12 protein-coding genes and 2 pseudogenes are annotated in these 23,570 nt (G+C 45.4%); 2 read left to right on the forward strand and 12 right to left on the reverse strand.

Annotated elements, in window-relative coordinates; all coding sequences use genetic code 11:
* Nucleotides 1–990 (forward strand): annotated as a pseudogene (locus AB5Y98_RS10075) (IS481 family transposase); the annotation flags it as partial.
* Between the two features lie 79 nt (nt 991–1,069).
* On the opposite strand, the gene AB5Y98_RS10080 reads toward AB5Y98_RS10075, so the two are convergent.
* The 11 genes from AB5Y98_RS10080 to AB5Y98_RS10130 are packed head-to-tail and all read right to left on the reverse strand — an operon-like array spanning nt 1,070 to nt 22,492.
* Complete coding sequence (locus AB5Y98_RS10080) at nt 1,070–5,116, reverse strand: DUF2357 domain-containing protein (protein ID WP_368231838.1); 4,047 nt, start codon at nt 5,114–5,116, stop codon at nt 1,070–1,072.
* A gap of 3 nt (nt 5,117–5,119) precedes the next feature.
* Nucleotides 5,120–7,846: a chromosome partitioning protein ParA gene (locus AB5Y98_RS10085; protein ID WP_368231839.1), complete on the reverse strand. Its 2,727-nt coding sequence runs from the start codon at nt 7,844–7,846 to the stop codon at nt 5,120–5,122.
* Entirely contained in the window at nt 7,846–10,017 is a 2,172-nt protein-coding gene (locus AB5Y98_RS10090) for a hypothetical protein (RefSeq protein ID WP_336291919.1), read from the reverse strand. The genes AB5Y98_RS10085 and AB5Y98_RS10090 overlap by 1 nt, the downstream gene beginning before the upstream one ends.
* The gene (locus AB5Y98_RS10095; protein WP_368231840.1) at nt 10,014–13,487 is read right to left on the reverse strand and encodes an AAA domain-containing protein; all 3,474 of its coding nucleotides are present in this window, start codon (nt 13,485–13,487) and stop codon (nt 10,014–10,016) included. Before AB5Y98_RS10095 ends, AB5Y98_RS10090 begins: the two co-directional genes overlap by 4 nt.
* Nucleotides 13,484–14,980 (reverse strand): serine/threonine protein kinase, encoded by a 1,497-nt coding sequence (locus AB5Y98_RS10100; protein WP_368231841.1) that lies wholly within the window; start codon nt 14,978–14,980, stop codon nt 13,484–13,486. The genes AB5Y98_RS10095 and AB5Y98_RS10100 overlap by 4 nt, the downstream gene beginning before the upstream one ends.
* Complete coding sequence (locus AB5Y98_RS10105) at nt 14,977–15,705, reverse strand: PP2C family serine/threonine-protein phosphatase (RefSeq protein ID WP_024941613.1); 729 nt, start codon at nt 15,703–15,705, stop codon at nt 14,977–14,979. Before AB5Y98_RS10105 ends, AB5Y98_RS10100 begins: the two co-directional genes overlap by 4 nt.
* Nucleotides 15,698–16,285: a hypothetical protein gene (locus tag AB5Y98_RS10110; protein ID WP_336291916.1), complete on the reverse strand. Its 588-nt coding sequence runs from the start codon at nt 16,283–16,285 to the stop codon at nt 15,698–15,700. Before AB5Y98_RS10110 ends, AB5Y98_RS10105 begins: the two co-directional genes overlap by 8 nt.
* Complete coding sequence (locus tag AB5Y98_RS10115; protein WP_024941615.1) at nt 16,282–18,042, reverse strand: DUF1887 family CARF protein; 1,761 nt, start codon at nt 18,040–18,042, stop codon at nt 16,282–16,284. Before AB5Y98_RS10115 ends, AB5Y98_RS10110 begins: the two co-directional genes overlap by 4 nt.
* The gene (locus AB5Y98_RS10120) at nt 18,039–20,186 is read right to left on the reverse strand and encodes an AAA family ATPase (protein ID WP_368231842.1); all 2,148 of its coding nucleotides are present in this window, start codon (nt 20,184–20,186) and stop codon (nt 18,039–18,041) included. The genes AB5Y98_RS10115 and AB5Y98_RS10120 overlap by 4 nt, the downstream gene beginning before the upstream one ends.
* A 2-nt stretch (nt 20,187–20,188) precedes the next feature.
* Nucleotides 20,189–21,760: a hypothetical protein gene (locus AB5Y98_RS10125; RefSeq protein ID WP_162791123.1), complete on the reverse strand. Its 1,572-nt coding sequence runs from the start codon at nt 21,758–21,760 to the stop codon at nt 20,189–20,191.
* A gap of 9 nt (nt 21,761–21,769) precedes the next feature.
* Nucleotides 21,770–22,492, reverse strand: coding sequence for a VWA domain-containing protein (locus AB5Y98_RS10130; RefSeq protein ID WP_024941617.1), 723 nt, complete (start codon nt 22,490–22,492; stop codon nt 21,770–21,772).
* Between the two features lie 311 nt (nt 22,493–22,803).
* Here AB5Y98_RS10130 and AB5Y98_RS10135 point away from each other — a divergent pair.
* Nucleotides 22,804–23,082 (forward strand): annotated as a pseudogene (locus tag AB5Y98_RS10135) (transposase); the annotation flags it as partial.
* A gap of 8 nt (nt 23,083–23,090) precedes the next feature.
* Here the strand turns inward: AB5Y98_RS10135 and AB5Y98_RS10140 are convergent.
* A partial coding sequence (locus tag AB5Y98_RS10140; protein WP_368231650.1) for an IS3 family transposase occupies nt 23,091–23,570 on the reverse strand: 480 nt, incomplete at its 5' end.

Consider the following 23,570-nt stretch of genomic DNA (forward strand, 5'->3'; position numbering starts at 1 on the left):
GCCAAAGAGCTCAATAACGTCAGCAAAGCCTGCAAGCTCATCGGCTACAGCCGTCAGCAGTTCTACGAAATTCGCCGTAATTACCAGACCTATGGCGCCTAGGGCTTGCTCGATAAACTGCCCGGCTGTAAAGGGGCTCATCCCAACCGGGTTGCGCCCGAGATTGAACAGGCCATCCTCGATTACTCCCTCACCAGGCCTACTCACGGCCCGCTGCGGGTCGCGCAAGAACTGGCTCTGCAAGGTATCAACGTCAGTGCGGGTGGTGTGCGTGGCGTGTGGCAACGGCACGATTTGCTCTCCAAACACGATCGCTTGCTGCGCCTTGAGAAAACTCACCGTGAGCAGACCATTGAGCTCAATGATGAACAAATTCGCCTGTTAGAACGCTTCAGCCCCGAGTTTCGCGAACGTCAGATTGAGGTCCACTACACCGGGGAACTGGTGGCGGTCGACACCTTCTTCGTCGGCGCGCTCAAGGGGGTTGGCAAGGCGTATCTACAAACCGTGCTGGACTGCTACAGTCGCCACGCCTGGGGACGGCTCTACACCAGCAAGCTGCCGGTGACCTCGGTTCATGTGCTCAATGAAACGGTGCTGCCATTCTTTGAAACCCACGAGGCACGGGTCTATACCATCCTGTCGGATAACGGGCGCGAGTTCTGTGGGCGCCCTGACCACCATCTCTACGAGCTGTTCCTGCAACTGGAGGGGATTGAGCACCGAACCACCAAGGTGCGCAGGCCGCAGAGCAACGGCTTTATCGAACGGCTGCATCGCACACTGCTGGATGAACACTTCCGTATCAAGGGGAGAACGACCTAGTATGAGTCGGTAGAGCAGATGCAGACAGACCTGGATAGCTACCTGGAGCACTACAACACCCAGCGGCCACATCAAGGCAGGATGATGGAGGGTCAACCCCCCTACACCATGTTCAAGAAGGGTCTGAAATTGATACCGAAGGAAGTGCGCTCTAAAGTCGCGTAAACAAGACACCGGTTTGAGGCCGGTGTCAGGTGATAACTAGATCTGTACACAATCTTCAGATCGATGATTCAGTTTCCGATTATTCATCAAGTACTTCTGATATCAAGATTGCATTAGCTCCAGATTTACCTGTTAAGTACATTCCCAATGCATATAGTAGATCAGGGGTATTACGGTACGTTTCAGGCTTTTCAATTTTAAGGCTGATTCGGGACTTAAGCTCGATGTTATTATCGATCACGATTCTGGAAACATTATCTACCAATGTCACATATTTTTTAGTCAGGTCATTATCTGGGGCGAAAATCATTTTGAACTCTTCGCCATCAATCCGTCGGCTTCTCAGGAGAGCAAGAAGAAGCTCCAGATGCTTACAGAGAGTCGCTATCTGATATCCTTTCCCTTCATTAACAACTTTCTGGATGTCGAACTCTAGGCAACCATATAAGTTTCTGGATAAAGCTACGAGCTCCTCTTTCGTCAATTTGTTGATCAGTGTTTTGGACCGCCAGAGGGCTATTGACAAAACCTCCATGGTAATGGATTTGGTCAAGCCATCATTATCAATGGGGTTGATGACATTCTCCAATAGTTCTTGTTGGTATGGCAGTTCGGCATTACCGATGGCAAAAGAAATATTCCTACAGTACTCGCGCAAAAGCTTTTTATCCTTAACAGCAACAAGAAGCCGAGAACCAACAATCCCAGGGGCATCTTTATGAAGACAGCACAGAAAGAAGAAAAGCTCCTCTTTGAGAGAGTCGGGCATAATTTCTGACTCAATTATTGATATGATTTTTTGCGTACCTTCGAATATCGCGTTTCTAAAATGGTCAGGCACATCTGAATCTGAAAGGGAGTGGCCATGATTCCAGATGGTTAATGTTGGGAATCGGAGGCTGAATATTCCTTTTTCAGCATACTCGATGGCTCTTGAACGCTTCCGATTGACGGTGTCCTTTGCTTTCTCCTGATGCTGTGGGGAAAAGCGCTCTGAAAATGATATATTTGACCCGGAAGGACCTTTTCCATTTGTAAAAACTTCCAGATAAACTGGGCATTTTTCATATAGAGAATTTTCATCAACAGCCTCAATAAAATTAGAACTGTGACAAAACACACTCTCTCCATCTACATTGACTCGGCAAAAGTATTTACCTGCACGATCTCTGGCTCCCCATTCCAAATAGCCGACTTTTCTTCTATTCAGGATAGACTGAAATTCCTGTTCATAATCGAACGAGAACAAATCATTCAAACATGCAATTTTGGAGCAACACCAGTCCAGAAGATCAGAAAATCCCTTACCATCTTCTTTAGGAAAATGCTGAAAATCGGACCAACTTTTACGGGCTGGGAAATCTGGGGCCGGCAAGTTAGCAAGATCGGCCGCTTCACCCTCTGATGCTGAGCGCCATTCAACCCGAATAGATTTAAACCCTGCTTCTACTGAATCCAACGGAATGAATTTCAGCTCGTATGGTTCATCCGCTCCATAGGTGTAGGTCATCTTTAGCTTACAGGTAGTGTCCTTCTTCAAAGGGAATGCTGGCGATTTCAAATATGCAACAAACTGCTTCTCTTTATTGCCTTCCCCCTGTTGTAGAGGAAACCTGTAATGAGTTTGCTCAGCAGGCAGAGTGAATGTCTCCTCTACTGGTATATTCACAGTTCTGCCACGTTGCGGTGTTACCGTAGCGTCTTTTACAAGATAAAAATTAACTTTATACCCTTTATCACTCGGTACTACTATAGATAACTTTGGCAGATGATCACGCCAAAGGGCAATATCATCAACTTCTTCCTGCCATCTGTTTAACGTTCGGCAGCCTTTAATCGGTGACCATGCAGACCCCAGCCACTTGTAATCCATTCGCATATCAGGTTTCCTGATTGTATCCTCGAGAGACAGTATAAACACACTAACTCCCTGACAATCCCTATTTGTAGAGTTCAAGCAGTCACTGATAGCGTCGTTTGATAATATGTTGATATCTAAATCCTGAGTCAGAGCCTCCCGAATAGAGCTTGGTAAGTGATACAAGTGATCATCTTTTACAAAAGACACTTCCCCGGAATCACTAGCTAAACCATCGAAGCCGAACAAATGGATGAGTGCTTCAGATGTCTGACAGCCATTACGCTCAAGATTGCGGGCCATGATAGTATGAATGTCGGTGTTTGGAACAATAACTGTGGGATGTCTTTCCCAGCTGATGCCTTGTGTCTCAGGCAATATTTTGTACAGATCTCTTTGGTATATTGCCTGAACTGGGGTTATTGAAATGCCGCTGTCAAATGAATCAACCACCAACACAAAATCATTATCTCGGATTCTGTCCTGTAAAAATTTCTTCGATGATTGCCATGCAAAAATAGCAGCAATGCTTTTGGGAAGCGGGGTCGATTCATCAAAATAAAAATGGACGCTTTTCCTTACTCCCTCAAGATCGAAGTCATTGCCCCAATCAGGGACAAGATAGGTCAGCTTGTCTGTCTTGAGATAGTCACTCAGTTTTTTTGTAAAAAACATCGATGCACTGCTTTTGGTTGCATCGGGCAGTGTCGAACTATGTAAAAAAAGGCTTCTCATGCTGACCGTTACAACTTTTCCACTTAAAGTGATAGCTTTTGCTTCTCCGCAATCGACAACATGCTTGCTTCCATCTTGTAACGTCCAAGTTTGCTGAAGTAACCTGAACGGCAGATGCGCCTGAGAGCCTGAATTGTTCATGAACGTCGGACGGATTGAACACAGATCAACAACAGATCTATCTATCCGTATTGGACCACTTTGATTATTAGTCGGCGCAAAGTTTTCAAACGTGGCGTCTACGACTAATGACAGTATCGCCTTCGATATCTCTTTGAGAGTTGCTGGCTCTATTTTTAATTTCTTTTTTTCGCCCTGAGCTTGCTCAATCACCAGACTCTCGGAAACGATCTGTAATAAATACTTATCTTCACCGACTTGTATCTTCCATTTATCGCCCGTCAAATTGAAACCGACAGGGATGATTCCTGCTGGAAGAGTTATATCTTCAGCACATTCACCCTGCCGGTTGCTGCCGATAACAAAAGAAACTTCATCTCCAGTAGATAATGAATCGAGCTTGAGCTTGATTGAAAGATTGTTTTGATGAAAAAATAAATCAACACCGCTTTCTTGTGTTACAAAGCCAAACTTCTTTTCATAGTTTATAGCTTTGATCTTCCCTTTGATCTTTGAGTCGGCCGCAGGAAATAAATATCCCTGAACTGGTAATTCTGGGGAGATAGAAAAATCATTATAATCGAGACCGACGGGCTGCTGAACTGTTCGAAAACGACCACTACTGTTAAGCAAGGAAAGGGTATTCCAATAAATAACACGGAGAATATCGCTATCGAGCCTTTTACTATCTCCCGCGATCTGCTCATCGATAGCTTGGAGCCATAGCCAACCATCCCAGACTTTACGATAACGCTTATCCTGAAGAAGCGTGTTATTAGGCGGAAGATTGCCCCATACACCGATTTCAGCAGTATCTTCCGTTCTGAACCAGCGCTGGATGGAAACAAGCAACTCCTCACAAGTCTCTTCTGCCGCTGACGAAAAAACATTATGTCTTTCAATTAGAATTTGTTCCAGACGGAACAGGAAAGCTCTCAAAAGTCGGTTTTCTGCCGTATCGACACTTGATCTCCGCCTAACAGCCTTCATATAGGGCTTACCAGAAAGCTTCTCACGGAGTGTTCTTCCCGGCTGACGACTAAGCCATTGAACACTGTTGCTGTCAACCTCTCTTGCCGCATGTATCGGGAGCATGGCATGCTCCCGTAATATCTTATCCCGAGTATGCTCCATGATAGCCAGAACTGATTCCTTCGAGTGCGATACAATTCGATAAATACGGTCCTTTATCTCAGCCTCTGGTGACTCATCCTGTACCGATTTCTCCACGGCACTCAAAAAATCGACAATGCCAGTATGCAGGGCATGCCCTGAAACAGGGTCGAAGCTCGAGACTTCCGTCAGCCAGTTGCGAACTATTAGTATCCAATTGGCTTGGTTCTTTACCTCATCTTTATCGTTTAGCGCCCTATAAAGAGATTCAATGGAGTCGATCTTAATGGTGCTTTCCATTATCTATGACTCCTTTGTCTTATTACACAAATCCTTAAGTGATTTCGCGTCTTTTGCATCACATGACGTGGCCCTCATTATTTCTTGTGAGGTTAGCTGCCATAGCTTTTTTTGATTATCACTTGCAAATCTTTTGAGCTCGTCAGGGATATGACCATCTTCCCCTTTTGTACTATTATAAAAACTTGATTGTTCAGGTGAGGTAATTCTGTCCGCTCTGGAATCGTTATTTTTGTGCTCATTCAATAATGAATCATCTTTTAAATAATTAGCACTATTCCAGATAAACTGACCGTAACCAAATTCACAAGCCAGATCGAAGTCCTCGATTATTGTATAGTCGTCATTGACTAACTGAGTTCGTATTTTGTCAAGGCAGTCTAATTTTGATTTCCCTCGGGTTTCAATTCCTCGAAGTTTTGGCATAACCTTTTGAACAAGCTGGTCTTCAAAGGCAACTTTCATTGCTTTAACCAAGCTTGCGTCATCGTTGTTTCTCTGGGCTTCCAACACATCTGGATAATTAGCCATGTAATACTCGATAGACTGCCACACCCTGTGCCCCAGAGCTCTACCAACCTTGGACAACGAGGTATTCATTTCTTCAATGAATCCCTTGAATGGTAAAATCTGATCGTCATTGAATTTGCTTTCTCTGCACCACCAACTCTCCCACAGTTTACGAGACAACAGAGGTGCTTGTTCCCCCAACGGTTTCAGCTGACGGCGTCTTTCCAAAGTGGTCGGGCGGGGAAAGTTGATTACAATCCCTCTATCGAGAACCTTGTCTGAGAGGGATTTGGTGGTCTCATCCTGATTCATTGTTCCAGCCCAGAGCACATTTCTTCCCAAGGGTAGATCATAGTGCTGAATACCTGCACCAAGCTTAACTTCAAGGCTGGGAACCTCGTTGCCTTTGCGACCGCGCCGCAGCTCAAGCTTACTCAAAAATTCCGCAAAATAGAGCTCTACATGGGCAAGGTTCATCTCATCCATCAAAATCAGACTCATGACATCTTCAAGGCCGAAAGGATATCCTTCAGCTTGAGCCTTTTGACTTTGTGCCAATAAACGCAGAACAGGCTGTGCATCAAACTTGTTATCGATAGAGTTGAAGAAACCAAGCATGGATTCCTGACTGTCCCAGTTCGGTTGCACGGATAGACTCAAAAAGTTTATGCCGCCAAAATGTGAATATAGCCTTGGCAGCTCGGACTTTCCGGTTCCGCTTACGCCTGCCAGAACAGTCACAGGAGACCACTCTGAAGTTTTTAGAGCGGTGTGGAATGCGTGTAAAATTCGCCGTGGGAATCTCAGCCCATAATCAATACAGGATTTATTGATTCCATCTAGCCACTGAAGTTCATATTTGGCTTGCTCTTCATTTATTGGAAGATTCGCACGAGGTAGTTCTTTTGAAATATAAGGAGCTTCAATATCACGCACTCTTGCATCCCGATCCTCTTCACGTTCGTAGGCAGACTGTAATCGCTTGATATCAGCCTGTAACTTATTGTTGTGAGCCTCAATATTATCACGCTGGTCTGAAAGTGTCTTATTTGCTCTTTCCAAAGAATCAATCCTCGCTTCTAGCTCATCTTGATCTTGTTGAGCAGCAAATAGCTTTTGATAGTCGTCTTTATACTTGTCTTTTTCTCGATAAATTTGTTCCTTTTCAGACTTCAAGCGATCAAAGGCTTCCTGCATCTCCTGTGTTGGGCGTGTAGCGAGATCCTCCCGTAGCTTTTTGATTTCCTCTTCATAGGTTTTCAATTTCAGCAAAACAGCAGCCGGATCTTCATGTCCAAGTTTATGCTTCAGTTCTTCAAAGTTTGAAATGAGGGCACTGCTTGTTTTGATGGATTCTCTCAAACGGGCAATTTCCTCATTAAGCGCAGACTTCTCATTCTCGAAAGATTGCTTCCGTTCAACAACCTTGGCATCCACCTCAACGTTCAAATTAGCTTCTCGTTCCTCAAGGCGGTCTTTGCTGGATTGAAGGCGCTGTTTTTGGTACTCAAGTTCATCCTTGAGTTCATCAAGCTCAGCCTGTTCCTTCAGGAACGCATTTCTTTTTTGCTCGAGCTCATCCTTTTTCTGTTGAATCGCCGCCTCATGAACTTTCAGTCTATCAGCTATCTCTTTCTCCAAGCTTGCTATTCTGGATGCCCTCTCCTCCGAAAGTTCTTTTTCAATGGCAGTCAGAGCGTCTGCCCGTTTTGACTCCAGCTCCTTTTCCTGTTCTTTCCGAAGATTGAAGAGTTCGTCATCAAGCTTTGCCCGGGCATCTGCATACCCATTGTCCCTTTGGATTTCAGCCTTTTGTACCGCCACCTCTCTCTGCCGCAACCTTTCCTTTTTGGATTCAAGAGACTCCAACCCACTTACGCACTGAGACTCCCGCTGCTCCAATTGTTTTTTGAATGCTGCGAACTTTTCCTCAAAGAGTTGTGGAAAGCCGTTTTTGGCCTGAAGCTCCATCTCTTCAAGCTGAACACTTTTGTCATTCAGCTCAGCTTCTTTTTTAGCTATCGCGTCTTTAGCGGCTTTTAGCACCTGTTCCTTTTGAGCGATAGAGGTCTCTTTTTGGCTCAGAGAATCTTCTAATTCTTTCAGTTCCTGCTTTTTTTTCAGGAGGACTTCCTCTTTAGTGTATATAGTTCTATCAGTCTGACCTCCTTTTCCATTATCTGAGCTTATCTGAGTGTTATTATTTATATTAGAGTCCATTAAAATACCCCCTTAATTATTTTGACTAGTTTGAATACATTTATTTTTAATGAATCCAAGTTTTCCCTTGTAAAGTCAAGTTGATGATGATTACCGTGACCACGAAGTTTTATCAACTTGGCGATAAGCTCAAAGCAGTTCGGAAAACACCTTTTTAGAACTAGCAATTCACCTTCTGATGCGACTAAACAGAGTGCAAGAAATTGAGCCCCAAGAGTTGTGCTTGAGCCTTGAGTAGCACGATATAGTCGTTCAGCATTTACAGTACTAATTTGCATTGGTATTGCATCAGGCGCTGGAACCAAACCAGATTGAACGATTTTTTCAATCGCCTCATCCCTCAGGTTATTTCGATTTTTGACTATTATTCTCCTGTCCTTCGCTACTTCCAACAACGATAACTGCATAATAGACGCCAACAAATTTATATAGCGCTGAAGCTGTTCGTTATCCAGAGTCGCCTTCTGGCTTAATATCGTTGCTTTGACCAGCTCTTCCCGTAACGATGGGGAAACAGCTTGAACAAATCCAAGCCCCAATGACTTGTCCAGCTCGATCCTGGCCTTCAATCTGACCTGATCAATATCACTTCCTTGCCTGGCTTTGGCTGTATAAGTATCTTCAGTTATATCCGGTATTAGTGACTGGATAAGCCGAGTGGTTCTATCGCAATAGCCCATGAGGGTTTCTGGTGAGAGTTCAACATCTGGTGAACTTCCATGAGATATCGGGTCCCTGACTTCTTTCAGCGCATTTATAAAGGAGAGACATCCAGAGTCATCAAAGGCCAGATGATTCAGTGGATGCTTGGGATCATTTATCGCCCCGGCTATTGCCAGAGCCAGTAGCGGCTGCATCTCGGCAACACCACGGTCAACGGCTCTAATTTTGCCGGGTTTCACTTGAAGAAGGGCCTGCACACTGTCAGACACATCAAGCCCAATCTTGGTGGCAAACGAGCGCAGTATCTTGTCATTTTCCCGGTAGGACTGAGACGAGAATAAGCGTTCCCAGTGAATCACAGGGTTGTCAGATACAACAAATCGCAGCGCCCATTCTATGGCTTCATACAAGGCGACGACCGCCAAGCCGGTCAAACGGACGAATTCCTGCTCATCATTGGATGAATCAACCTCGAGCTTTTCGGCGTCTGAAAGATACTCTTGTGCGCGTCGAAGCGCCCGTGCTATCCGTGGGTACTTTTTCAACCCGTCTGCTGCTGAAGAATCGTCCTCTACTTCCTCATTACTTTGATCGGAGCTCAGTCGGTCGATAACACCTTTATTCTTCAAATCTATGACCCACTGCCAGTCCTGAGAAGTAAGGTGATTGGCAAAGCTATCAGAGAATCCAAAGCCGCATCCATCTGTCACCAAAAGGTCTGAATTGCCTATCTGGATAAGGGCATTGCAATGCAAGTAAACCAGTTCCGGATTCTCATGTAAGGATATGGCTTCAGCCATTGGCACCGGAGGCGGGTACTGATCGACACCTTGGTTCAACAAGGCATGCCGTTTATATTTTTTCTTAAACTCCCTGATGGCTCTGATGATACCGTTGGATTCAGGAACTGCTTTCCAGAAAGAGTCTTTTGCTGGGCGTATCTGAATTGAACGAATCCATTTTTCATCAGTAGGGTTATTGAAGAAATTTACATAGTGTTCAAACTCACCTTTTTTCTGAGGGTTCTCTTTTGAGTATAGATTCTCTATTTTTTTATAGTTCAACTGCTCCGTGCTGACATAGGGAAGAAGCTTCCCGGACAGCAGATCTAAAAACACTGTGGCCACGGTGTATTCCAGATTTCCGTCTGATTTATTCTGCCACTCGTTCAGAAGCACCTGTCCTTGCTGAGTCAATTCATAGCGATCATTCAAAAGGCCGAGCTGGTTGAGGCGATTCTGAATGAAGGCCACCAGCTCCTTTTCCAGACAAGTGAGCAGCGCAATCTTTTCTGTGTCGCCGGATTCAATCGCTGTTATCTTCAAGACAGTTTCTTCAAACACATTGAGGCCACTCTTTTTCATTTGCGGAATAGAGATGTTGAAAGCGTGACATGGCCATAGAACACTTTGTCTGGCGGCGATGTTCAATCCATCTAATGCTGTGCGAAAACTGATTACTTTAGGACGATGGTCTTTTGCTGATTTTTTTGTAGAGGGCGCACTCATAGGATCACCCCCTTTTCGTGGCACAAGTCATAAAAGTTTTTCAGAGCCGGAACTGCATCCACAGCAATCTGGGTGTTTGTAAGGACCCCGTCTCCCACAATGGCTAAGACCTTCTTCTGACGACTCATGCTCACACATAAGCGGTTTTCCGACATGAGATGGCCGAATAGTTTTTGTTGCTTCTTTTTGTAATCCAGCTCGTTGCGTATATGAGGCGGCAAGGAGTTCATATCCTGAGACCTCACCATGGAAAGAAACACAATATCAAATTCCATCCCCTGAAAGGCATCAACAGTGCCGATGCGGAGCCGCTCTTCGCCATTTTCAAGAAAGCGGTATTCCTGGCATATCTGCCATGTACCATCCTCTGCGCGTTCTGTAATACCGAATTTTTGCAGGGCTTCATAAACAGCAAATACCTGGGCCTTATAAAAACTTATTACACCAAAGTTCAGGCCGGAACCTTCTTCAGATCCAATCCATTTGCTCACGTGCTCTGCTATAACCTTAGCTTCAGAAACTCTTTGCCTGCTTCGACTGGGCAAGACAGCTTCCTTGCCTTGACTGTTCGGAACATCAATCCAAATAGCAGCTTTATTTTCTATGCCCTGAAGGTGTTGCACAAAGTGCCTTTCAGATAATGGAGACCTGTAGCCCTCGTTATATTTTTGATAGAAATTATTGCTGACAAAATCTCCTAACAGTGGATGTGTTCGGTACTGAGCATCCAGCGTCACTGTTCGTTTGATGTCATCTTTCTCCTCCAGTTTCTTCAGGCGGTTGAACAGATACTCAAACATACTTTTCTTGACAAAGTTGACATCAACCGGCGAACTGGATGAATCGTCACCTTCCAAGGCTTTTGAGACCTCCTCGTCAATCAAGTGAGGCAACTGCCTGTGGTCCCCGACAAGGATTATCCTTTTTTCCGCCTGAGACATCGGGATAAGCAGATCTCGCGGGCTGGTTCTCGCTGCCTCATCTATGATCACCGTATCGTACTTGACCATTTCTGTTCGCTGATCATATCGGACGTTTTTATTCTTTGAGCGGATGATATCTTTCCCGACAGCCTGTTGAGTGGTTGCAGCATACACAAAGTTGTAATCCTCTATGGCCTCACGAACTCCATCAGGATTGTCTTCAAGCTCATGTAAAAACTCAGCCAGAATTGCATCCCGTTTATTGGTTGAATTGAGTTTTTTCTCCAGAAGCTGAGATACCGTTGCCACCAATCTTAAAACATCCTCTCTTGGTTTTTCTGTCCTGAAATCAGGCAAAGGCAGATATTTATAGAGTAGCGATTCTTTCAGTTCTCTAAGCTCTGGAAGAAAACCCAGCGGCTTACCGCTGCGCCAACGGGCCGCTTTTTCAAGAACGCATAAATCTAAATTGGCTGATTCATCTTCTATCTTATCCAGCAAATCGACGGCTCTTGCGGCACCGTCGTCAACAAAAGCAGTTTCACTGACACGCAGAGCTCGAACGAGCCTTATGGTGGAAGGATCATTCGGCTTCAGCTCCGTTTGCAGGGAATTGATGATTTCGTCAGCCTCACCAAGGATATACTCAGAAATAACGTCTCTGGGCAAATCCAGAATACTCCTCATCAAACTGACAGTGTTGTTCTTCGAGGGACACAATGAATATGCGCCCAACAGTTCTGCCAGTCTTACCTGATCTTCAGTCTGAGCAATTTGAGGATTCTTGTTACGAATATTCTCGGCGATATTGGAACACCATTTGTTAATTTTTTCAGTGACGGCATCTTCCGTAAATTCCGAATCACCGGTTCTTCTGCCGAACTTAACTGCTGGAAGAGCATTAACACTCAGCCTCGCAACGATATTCTCAACTGCATCATGCTGAAAACCGGAGACAAGTATCTGACCTCTTATAGACTTAGTTTTGTCATATTCCTCGTTGAGCCTTTCAAGAATTGCTGTAACTACAGTTGTTTTTCCTGTACCCGGCGGCCCCTGAATAAGAGCGATGTCCGGGGTGTTTAATGCGACTTCGATGGCCTCCACCTGCCTGTCTGTGGGTGGGTGCTTAAAAATCTTCTCTTTCACAAAGGGCGTCAAAGGCTTCAGTTTGGTGACGCGCTGTATGTCCGGAAGCGTTCCTCCTTCTTCAATCAGCAGACCGAGAAGCGGGTTAGCACAGCGTCCTTCCAGAATGGCTGAACGTGCCCGCATTCGTCTTTCAATCTGAATCTTGTCTCCATTGATGGACAGAATCAAAAACATCTGACCAGCCGGAATCGATGGCAGGTCTAATACGATACTTCTGTTAGAGAGACTGATAATCTTTGCGAATATTGATTCTATATTTTTCGAATCATTCGCTCTTATTTGAATTTTTTCCCTTTCTACTTCAAGTTCTACGGGCGTTAACGCCGTACTTTTTTCTTTAACAACTTTATTATTACCATCGATATTCTTTGATTTATATTCTTCTTCCAACGCCTTACTGTAGGCTTCCCATGTAAGATCAGGATTCTGGAGATATAAAGGCTCATCGGAGGTAATCTCTATCTCATCGTCTTCGGTAAGCTGATCCGGAATGGACGACACAAAGAACTTAACACCTATTGTTGTTTGCTCTGTGCCATGAAAATCTATTCGACCAACAGCTTTGGCCCTTGCCAGTAGCATTTCTCCTTCAATTGCGCCGTACTCGTCCCACTGTTTCAGGTAACTCCCGGTCTCTTTGGTAAGTTGACTCATAGCTCCAGCGGCTAACGCCCGAATGCGACCTGTTTTGCTGTAGTCAGAAAACTTGACCGCCCCCCTTGCCAGACGCAATGATCCTTCACTCTGCTGCTTATCCTTAAAGAGCACTTTAGTCGCAAAATAGATGTCCTTTGACTTATCGAGGTTACGCCTTTCAACCGGAATGCGAACCCTCTCACCATAAATAGAGAATTCCCGGAACTTCTCCTGCACAACGGCTTGGGAGTCGGGCGAGTATTCATCCTCAGGAATATCTGCTTCAAAGTCAGCCTTGGCGGATGGGCCACTCATGAGTAGAAAGAAATCTTCGTCGCTAACGCTGATTTTGCATTTATCGTTTAATACGTTCCCCAGCTCTTCAGCCCCATTGAAGCGAATTCCATTTCTTTTAGCCGTTGATTCTATGCGCTCATCAATGCCGATCTCCACGTCGCCAATTTCAACGATTTCACCATTGAAAAAAATGATTTTAACAAGCGTACTGCCGTCCTTGGCAACCTGCATTACCTCGGCAAGATGCGCACAACCTCTTTTCAGATGAAAATTCAGATCCTTTCCGGCTGAGGGCTCACGAAGTTGCACGTTCCACTGCTGGCCATCGATTCTCAATCTGTATGCCTGCCCGGTATTGTTGGGTGCGATATATCCAATACCAATGTTTGGAGTCTCTCCGGACAGCTCCGGTATCAACCATAATTCAAAGGTAATTTCGGCATTTATGTCTTTCAGTCTCATTTGCCACCCCCCTTGATAATGCATTTAACCAACCGAGGACTATTCAAATGTGAGAACATCCAGAACTGAACATCCGGTGTTACCCGGTCTATTTTCATCTGTGAATAGAGCTTCTGAAAACCACTTTGCGGGTGACTGTCAGCAGCAACGGACAAATCGGCTTTGCCATGGTCTGACTTTTTAATCAAAATGCCATTATTACTCAAAGAGATGAGCACCTCTGCTGTATCAGAATCAATCATTGCAAACTCATCAAAGACTCGTCTCGGTACTGTCAGCTCTGCCACCTGCGAGATCTCACGTACATACCGCCAGCATGGTGAGTTTATGGGTTTATCCGGTCCATTCCATCGATAAGACTCAAGAATGAGCATCTGCGGCCTCTGCGTTTTACAGTAAGGGCAATTGTGATCCTCTGTTTCCGGGTGAATAAAATCATAGTAATAATTCATCGAGCAGCCTGGGCACGTGACGGTCATATCCGCTGCCTGAGCGAGAGCTTCAGGCCAGTGATAGATGGTCGGCCGCAGCAATGGGGATGTCCTGCCCGGGCCGAATGTACCCTCAAATAAAGAAATCAGTTTTTCTGTAAGGAGAAGGGTTCTGGGCAAACCGCTGTCGGAAGAGTTTGAATCATCATCTTGGTCATCAACCCAAGGGAACAGCCCTGCATAGGCTTTATCTTCAACATCCTCACCATCATTTTCCTCATCAGCCCAGTCGCCTTCATCCGTTCCATCCACCTTTTTTCCGACAAAAGGGTGAATCAGCGAAAGAAGGTAGAAAGCCACGACCGCGAACGCATGACAATCGCTTGAAGGTCTTCCACCGTCTTTGCCCTGCACCAGCTCGGGGGCTCCGTATTTGGGTGTGTAAACAACACTTCCGCCTGCGGTGATTTCAAATCGAATATTGTCGGCATCAATCAGCCAGACTGCTGAATCATCAAGCCCTTCTGAAATAAAGATATTGTTGGGAGAGATGTCACCATAGACCATGCCATTGCCGTGAAGGCGTGCCAGCAATGATGCGCATTTGTAGAGCGCATGAAGCCTGCGTCTGAGCCCACCGGTTCTATAATAATGAACAATCTTTTTAGCTTCGTTCTCCGGCATTGCCGAAAGCCATACCGGGATATCGTCTGTACTAATATTTTCTGCGGACTTGCCATCGAGCCAGAAATGACTGAACGGAACCATTTCACTCAAAAGCTGCATCACATAACCGGCATTGTTTTGAAGCAGAGCTGCCGGTACGGATATATTCAGATTTTCTGGGAGAGGCAGGAGCCGGACGCGCTTAAAGCGCTTTGAATACCGTTCCACAGACTCCTCATCGGTGACCGGAGTTCCGCTTTCATCTGTAACAAGCTTGATCGCCAGATCAGGGTCCTTGGTACGGAAAACGACCCCTTGGCCTCCTTGACCGAGCACCTTGTCCTGAATGTGTACATTCTGATATTCATCCACATACTCGTTGAATCTTTGACTCATTGGGAACCTCCTTTCTTAAACAGACAAGCAATCGTCTTGTCATCGGAGTGTCCCGGAACCGGCCATTCATTAAGCCAACGTTTAAGATCCCTCTTTCTTTCCTCCGACTCCAGGTCTGCATAAGTGGAGTAGAGTTCCTGTGCAAAAGTCATCTGCTTTTCAGGTAACAGGTCATCGGATATGCCATCCGTGCATAGCACAACTGCATTGCATGCCGCGCTTTCAATCGTCGCGGTTTCCCACTGATCTGGCTTAAACTCCTGTTGAAGGCTGTTTGTGTAGTTTGAGAAGGAATCCTGTTTGTTATCACTGAGAATAAGGTTGTTTTCGCCAGTTTCTCCAAGGGCGGCAATCATTCCATCACCAAGGCGGCCAAGAGTGATAATTCCTTCAATCTGGATGGCGAAAAGGCATGTGGCCGAACAATCTGTTGAAGAGTACGGAGCTATTTTCACAAGCCAGTTGGCATGAATGAGCCTTAAAATATCAACGATATTGGCATCGGGGGTATTCTGGTAGCTCTTGGCTGCATCAAACACAGCCAGACAGGCGGCTTTTGAACCGTGATCTGAATGTGCCTTGCTGCCCAGTCCGTCCGATACAACAACGACATTTCCCCATTTATACCGGCGTGCCATCCAAGAATCCTGATTGGGAATCCCTGCTTTAACATGTAGGGGGCCGATTACTGAGGCACCCCAACTATTCCAGAGTTTGTCAAGCATCCCAATCCTCCCCTGGTTCTTCTATTTCAGGCGGTGCAGATTGCAGAATCCGGGCTGTGGATGATGGCGCGGTCAACAGCTCATCATAACCAAAGATTGTGCTGTCAATCGCTGAAGCGATATTCTCCGAAAGGTAAACAATGTTATTTGTGGAAATTTTCTTCAACTTCAACAAGTCAGCATCAGCGCCGACGGCAACTGTCCGGATGATCAGGTCGCTGAATGTGTCCAGTTGTTTCTGAAAACTTACAATGTCTGAATTGGGGAAATTGCCATCAGACAGAATGAGAACCATTAATTTCCCGGCTTCATTCAGATACCGGGACAGAAAATCGGAGATAACAAATAGGTTCGATGAGCCTTCAGCGTTTAAAGCTGGGATGTCCCCGTCGCTTTGCAAAACGACCTCGGAAACATTCTGTGCCCATTGATAAAAACGGATGTCAGAGCCCAAGTATTTTTCCGGGTCAGTAAGCCGCAGCTGAGCCGCATAACGGCACATATTCCGCTGAAGATGGATTTTGCCCATCTCATTCATACTGCCGGAAACATCAACAATGATATAGAGGGGGGCTTTCATTGATGACGCCCTCCGGGTTGAATCATTTCTTCCAGCAGCCTAAACAGGCTATTACCCGATACCGACTGGATGTTTTTCGAGTCGTCGATCTTCTTTCTTACGACTTTATTTTTCGGGTAAAAACATGAAGCTAAAACAGCTCTGCCTTCAATTCCGCCAAAATAACGGACAATATTCTGAAGCTTCATGACATGCTCGCTGTTCACATTGCCAGCTTTGCACTCGATGACATAGAGACGTCGTCCATCCGTGAAGGTAATATCAAGCTCCTGATAAGTATCCCCAAACAGGTTGCTCAGTTGTGCGCTAAAGCTTGATGAACTCTTGTCGGCATCATCCTCTTTGAATGAGACTTCAAGACCGATGCGCATATCCTTGATCAAACCCGCATCAACAAGGGGCTGAAGTTTCATGAAGGTGTATTCTTCAAACCATCCGCCAGAGAGGTATTTTGCAAAATCCGGCCACTCCTTGAACTCAAAGTGTTTAGGGCCGATACTTATCTTCGCACTTTTATCCTTGGAGAGCTTTGCATAGATATCCCCATTGTGCAGTTCAAACGGCTGAAAGATGTCGTTGTAACGGGACAGCTCTCTATAGAGCCGTGAAATTTTGGAACGCGCCTGCCAGAGTTCATTGGTTAGACTTTTCCGGTCAGGAGATTCTATGCCGGGGATATCAGACCAATGGCCCGCTTTCGAGATAAACAGATTATTGCCGTTGAGCTGGATAAAGGTTTCTACCGATGGAATCAGCTTTGTTTCAACGGTTTTAAAGTCATTGAGATAAACCACCTGATTGTTACGGCTGTTGAAATAGAATGGCGTTGCATTCACCTTGCGACAGGCAGCAAGAGCCCCTGCATACATCAACTTGGTTCCGCCCGTTAAGTTGAAGCCGATCTTCGCATCTGCAGGCATTTTCGCGATCAGATCCAAAACCGTGGATCGGACATTCTCAGGGGCATACGGATCCACCGCAATTTCACCGTATTCAGCTTCTCCAAGAAACTGTTTCATGACATCGGCAGGGAACTGCGCGGAATTCACAAAGATATGCTTCCTGCTTGAAAACTGGATAACGCCAAGCAGGTTCGGCATCCGCTGTTCGCCGAACAGGTGAAAAATGGCATCATACTTATCAGAATCCGTATTGTTGGTTCGAACCTGTCTTCCGTGCCATTCCAGCCACTCGTTCGGCAGGACGATTCTTTCTGGAGGTCTTCCTGGGTGAGAGGATGCGATAAGACGTTTTTTTAGCGTTGGGTGCCTCAGGGCCGCAAAAGCCCAGACGAAAGCCATAACCGGAGTCCCCGGACTCAGGTAGAGCGTAACGAGCTTTTCACCTTCAGATGCGGCAACAGCATTCAGGGATTGAGTCGCGGCCTCATAGATGCCCTCGGTGTCATTGAGATGCATCAGCTCCACAGGGTAGAAACGTATATCGACCTTTTTACCGGCATCCCGAAGTTGCTTTTCAAGCCACTGATTAAAATGATTATGCGCCTCTGCTGTATTTGAAAACAAATCAAAAAACTGTCTCGCGGTTGCAGGATCAAAACCTCTGATCTCTGATGTTTTTTTCTGAAATTCATAGGCTTTGTTTTCGCTTTTATCCGCGTGCGTAAAACCAAGGATGACCACGTCGGTGTAATCTTCCGCTAGCAAAGCACCCAGAACGGGGCCGGTTGTCTGTTCCAATCCGAGTGAGGCCCTGAAATCAGTCAGTCCGTACCATGTCATTAAATATTTCTTCAACTTATACCCCCCTTGACTTTTGGTACGAGCATTTGAACTATCTGTTCACCTGCATTAATTGTTTCACCAATCTTGACGCATACCTTGACAACAAAACCATCAACATTGGCACACACTTTTTTGGTGTTACCTTCCTCGTTATCTATCTCAATAAGAGTTTCGTTATATTTAACAATATTGCCTGTACGGCATGAAATATTCTGCACCATACCTGTGGCAATAGACCTAGGCATTTTTATCATCGCCGTATCAAATACTTTGTTTCGCTCTTCATCGGCAAGCTTATGGGCCAGTGACAATAACTTATTTGCATCAATCAATTTCTTTTTATAGAGATTTAGAATGAGTTTCCCATTCATATTTGGATGCTCCAATGCCAGTTCGAACTCTTTTTTTGTTACTTGATTGTCACTCCATGAGCCGGGTTTGTTGAAATCAAATTTTCTATATTGACTTACCACTTGTTGTAAGGCTTCATGTGGACAGCGAGGGTTCTTTATAGCAGCTTGACGAACTAATGGGCTTTGATCTTTAACTAATTCTATTAGCTTTTCAGGTGCAATATACTCACTTGATGCAGCATTTTCTTTTTCAGCAGGTGCATCGCTTTCATTTATTGTATTAATATGCTCAAGGTCTTCGTCTGTAAAAGAGGCGGCTTTCAGGCTAAATGTCTTAAACAACTCCTGATAGATAGAAATTTTATCCTTAAGAACGATACTTATTGGCGTAATCAAGTTTATATGCTTCTTAATAATGTGTTGGGTTAGAGCTGGCTCATTACTACGGAACACACTTTCTAACGCATCATTAATGACACATTCAATATCTGCGCCAGAGAAACCTTCAGATAGAGCTGCCAACTCTGCAAAATCGAGCCTTTTTGGTGGGGGGCTCAGTTGACTAGTTTTAACGGTGAAAATCTGTTTTCGCTCACGTTCACTAGGTAAATTAACATAAAAAATTTCGTCAAACCGTCCACGTCTCAATAGCTCTGGTGGAATATTGGTAATGTCATTTGCGGTTGCTACTACAAATACGGCTCCGGGCTTCTCTTGCATCCAGGTTAGAAAATAACCAAAAAGACGAGTTGTTATTTCTGTACTTCCACCTGTTCCATTAACTCCCGAAAATGCTTTTTCAAGTTCATCAATCCACAAAACACAAGGGCTCGCTTGTTCTGCAACCTTTAGGGCTGCCTTCATATTTGCTTCACTCTCGCCCACAAATTTTCCCATCAAAGAGCCGATATCTAAGCGAAAAAGAGGAACATTGAATAATGAAGAAACGGCTTTTGCACTCATTGATTTTCCACACCCAGGCATACCAGCTAAAAGCACACCTTTTGGGGGGGAGATACCCAAGCTCTGAGCTTTTGTTAAATCATCAATAATGTGTTTCTTGTTACGTAACCAGCTTTTTAGCCGTTCCAACCCGCCTATTTGGTCAATATCTATTTTACTATCGACCAGCTCCAATAAACCTGAGCGAGATAATGTTTTCTTTTTCAAGCCCAAAGCATCACTTACAGATTCCGGCAAAAAAGTGTCAGCATATTTATTTCCCAATGTATCAAATATTTGATACACCATGTCTCGCTCCATACCTGAAAAGATGGTTCTAAGAGAATTACGCACTCCGGTAGAAACTGAGATTGAAGACTTGCGCAGGAGAATATCCAGAATCTCATCAACCTGATTTAACGAAAGAGGAGAGCAAGTGAAAGGGATTAAAAGATTCACAAGCTCTGGAAATTCTATACTTTCTTTGGCCACTAAAATGATTGCAGCCTGTCCCTTAAAGTGACGCTTGATCCTTAATAGTTCCTGTTGCAATCTGGCAATTGCCCTAATGTCATCTTTCAATACTGAATAGGCGTTCTGTATTACATAAATCCTGCCCGTAGGATCGTCATCAGCGATTGTTTTAAGATCTTGGTACAGTAATACCTCTTGATCCGGTTTCAAAGCTCTTTTTGTCTTAAAATCAACCCAACCGTACCCCAAATTCCACTCCTTCAGTTTAAAGCCCAATGGAGCAGCAGTAGCCTCGATTTCTTCGTCGATTCTATTGAAGTCCTGGCCAAGAATCTGAATTCCCGGGACGCCTGAACGAATGGCCTCAATAATTCCGTTAACATCCATGTTTAAAACCCAAATAGAGAGGCCACGCCACTAAAGACTGATGAAACACCACTACTTATCGCTGAACCAACCGATTTAACGGTATCAACAACTGTAGATACTATTATCTTTCCACCTTCATATATAGCCTCACCAACCGTACTTCCTGCTATTCCACCTACTACACCACCGACCACACCACCAATGGCTGTACCAACTGGTCCTAGCACTGTTCCTAGCGCAGCACCTATGCTAGCTCCCTTGGTTCCACCAGCAAGTCCTCCCACAAGGCTGCATGTGGCACTGCCAGCCTGATCGAGTGCTTCTGCACCGGTAATTTCTCCCTTTGCGAATTTGTAGAGAATCTTGGTATTTTCAATACCGATACAAACAGCATTAGCAATTCTTCCAGCGGGTGTGTTTTTTAATACATTACCCAACCAGCCACTTTTTACTGCTACGGTTACAGCACCAGTGACAGCAACGGTTAGTCCCGAAGTTGCTGCCGATTTTAGGGAGCTCTGTACAAACTCTTGGAGGTCTTCTTCAACACTTTTATTGTCTTTCCCTGTTATTCCATTCCAGATCCTCCGGCCGAGAATACGAGCTCCTTGAAATCCCACAGACAAAAGAGCCGCAGCACAAGCTTTTCCACCTATATTTTTTGCAATATCGATTCGGTTAGTCTCGTTCCAATCATATTGTTTGGCTTTTGCTTCTTCTTGAGCCCTGCGTTGCCTCTCTTTAGCCTCTTGTTTAGAAAGCGGTTTAGATTCGACACCATCAATTTCGATTGTTTCAGTGCTTCCAGGAATATCTTTAGACTGTCCTTCAGGCACTAACTTGCGCTGCCCTCGGTAATCGCCTTTTTTGAGCAAGATGTCTGTCGCATCCGCATCAGCCCCATACTTAGCCTGATAGCGACGTACAATTTTTCCTTCACCATCCTTAATTACAATATCAACTGAATTTTTGCCATATGTTTGGCCGGGTTTGGGTTGTAATACTTCGGCACGGTATTCGCTACCTTTAACTGCCGCATCAAGGTTGAATGTATCAACATGGTGTTGTTCAGCAATAAATCCATCCAGATTAAACTGCTGATTCAGCTGGCCATCATTTCTGTAGAGCAAATCAATGTTTGCTTTGTTTGCCATACCAATGGCAGTATCAATTTTCGTAGCGTAAGCACCAACGTTAGTAACACCACCTGCAGTTGCACCTTGCTCAATCTTCCTCGCCAACCAGTTGTTAGTGCTTAATCCTTTGCGGTGATGTTCCGTCAACTCTTGCTGAGAAGACTCGAAAACCTCTACCTCCTCAACAATCTCATCAGCAGCGTGTTTGAGCTCTTCTTCATTTCTCCAAATATCTGGATATTTCGAGAATTCAAGACAAAGCCAAGCATTATTTGATAGGTCAGGCGATTTATCTCTGTACGAGCTAATAAATGAACCTATAACTCCGCGCGTTTTTTTTGCACCATCTGGTGTCATCTCAATTTGTTCAGCTAAAGCATCTGCCTGCGCTTCACCATGAGATGCGCCATTAGCGATCAGCGCTGGTAAATCCAAATTATCCTGATTCCTATCCATTTTGCTCTCCTACCAATAACCTTGATCATCATTCTCAATAGAGACTGACGCAGCAATATTTGATTTCGAACTCTCAACCAGTTCAATAGATGCTGCAACCTCGTTCGGGTTTTTAGACTGGTTACGCCTTGTCAAAGACATCGTCACCAATTGAAAAAAATGATGGATATCTTTGGCCTCGAGAGCATCGAACACTCGATTAGGAACATCTTTCGCTAAAAATGGGGTTTTAGAAATAAAGCGTTCTAACACGCCCTTATCTGCTCCTTGACCAATTCCCATCGCCCAGCAAAAACATTTTGAAGAACGTCCATCGGAAATAAAATCCTCTAGAGGCCCTTCCCAGCTGTCATTTGGTTGTCCGTCGGAAACGAGAATAATGGTCGGGCGGTAAGCACGTGACGGAGTGGTCTCCTTGTCCTCGATCATTGCCTTGGCCATCTTGAGGGCAGTTCCCATCGGGGTCATACCGTTTGCCTGCAGACCTTGCCACCGCACCTGAGAAGCCTTGGTGTAGGGAACATGTAGCTCCACTTGGTTGCCAAAAGTGATGACGGAAACAAGTATCTCAGTCTCCATCTTCTCTTCCTGCGCAAAGGTATCCAGCATATCCTCGACGGCCTTGTTAAGGTTCTCGATTTTATCTCCGGACATACTGGAACTGACATCCAGAAGCAGAACGACGGGAAGCGGCTTAGCTGTTGGAGTGGTGAAATTTTTGGGGTCAAACATAGCTCGTCCTCTTTATTGAATGTGATAGCCTAATGGGGCCATTATACAAAAAAACTATTACCCCTCTAAGGGTGTATAAATCCACATGTCACATTTTCAGGCAGAAGTCAGCGCAAACCAGACTGTCGCCCACCACCACAGCTCACTTACCGCCCAATAAATCACCACCTGCGCGGCTCGCCCTTCGTTCTGCCTGCACTATGGTTTACTATGCAGGCAATTGTGGTGCCTGGCACCGCCCACCCTAGGCTGTGTTCTTAAAGTGATGAATATATAATCTCAAATCTTCTCAACAGCTTAAGACCTATGCAGTGTCCCGTCGTTACCAGTTGACCGATGCACAATGGGGGCTTATCGAGCCCCTTTTTCTATGCCGCCGTATAAGTGGACGCCCTACTCGTGAGCCACGCCAAGTGCTTGATGACATTCTCTGGATACTTCACACCGGCGCACCTTGGCGAGACCTGCCAGAACGTTTCGGCCCATGGAGCTCGGCCTACAACACCTTTCGACGTTGGCTGAGTACAGGTCGTATCGATGCCATCCTTGCTGCGTTGCAACTGCATCTCAATGAAGAAGGGCTTATCGACTGTAGTGGTCAACTAAATCCGGACACTTGGTTAGGCCGATCTTCGGCTTTTGCTGGCGGTATCCCGTCATTGTGTTGATGTGGACGCCGCCAGTTGTAGTAATCCATCAGGTAATAACTGATATCCCGTTTCGCTTCCCGCAGGCTCATGTATCCCGTCACAGGGAGCCACTCTGACTTCAGGCTCCTGAACAACCGCTCCATCGGGGCGTTATCCCAGCAGTTACCACGACGACTCATGCTCTGGGTCATGCGATAGCGCCACAGCCGTTGCCGAAATGCCCGGCTGCCATATTGGCTGCCCTGGTCGGAGTGAAACAGCACGCCTGATGGGCAACCTCGTTGCTGATAGGCCATCTCGAGCGCTTTTACTGCCAGCTCTGCATCGGGCTTGTCAGACATCGCCCAGCCCACGACCCGGCGGGCATGGAGGTCAAGCACAGCTGCCAGGTAATGCCAACGGCCACCGGTCCAGACGTAGGTGATATC

This window comes from Aeromonas sp. s3, assembly GCF_040907805.1.
GTDB classification, from domain to species: domain Bacteria; phylum Pseudomonadota; class Gammaproteobacteria; order Enterobacterales; family Aeromonadaceae; genus Aeromonas; species Aeromonas dhakensis.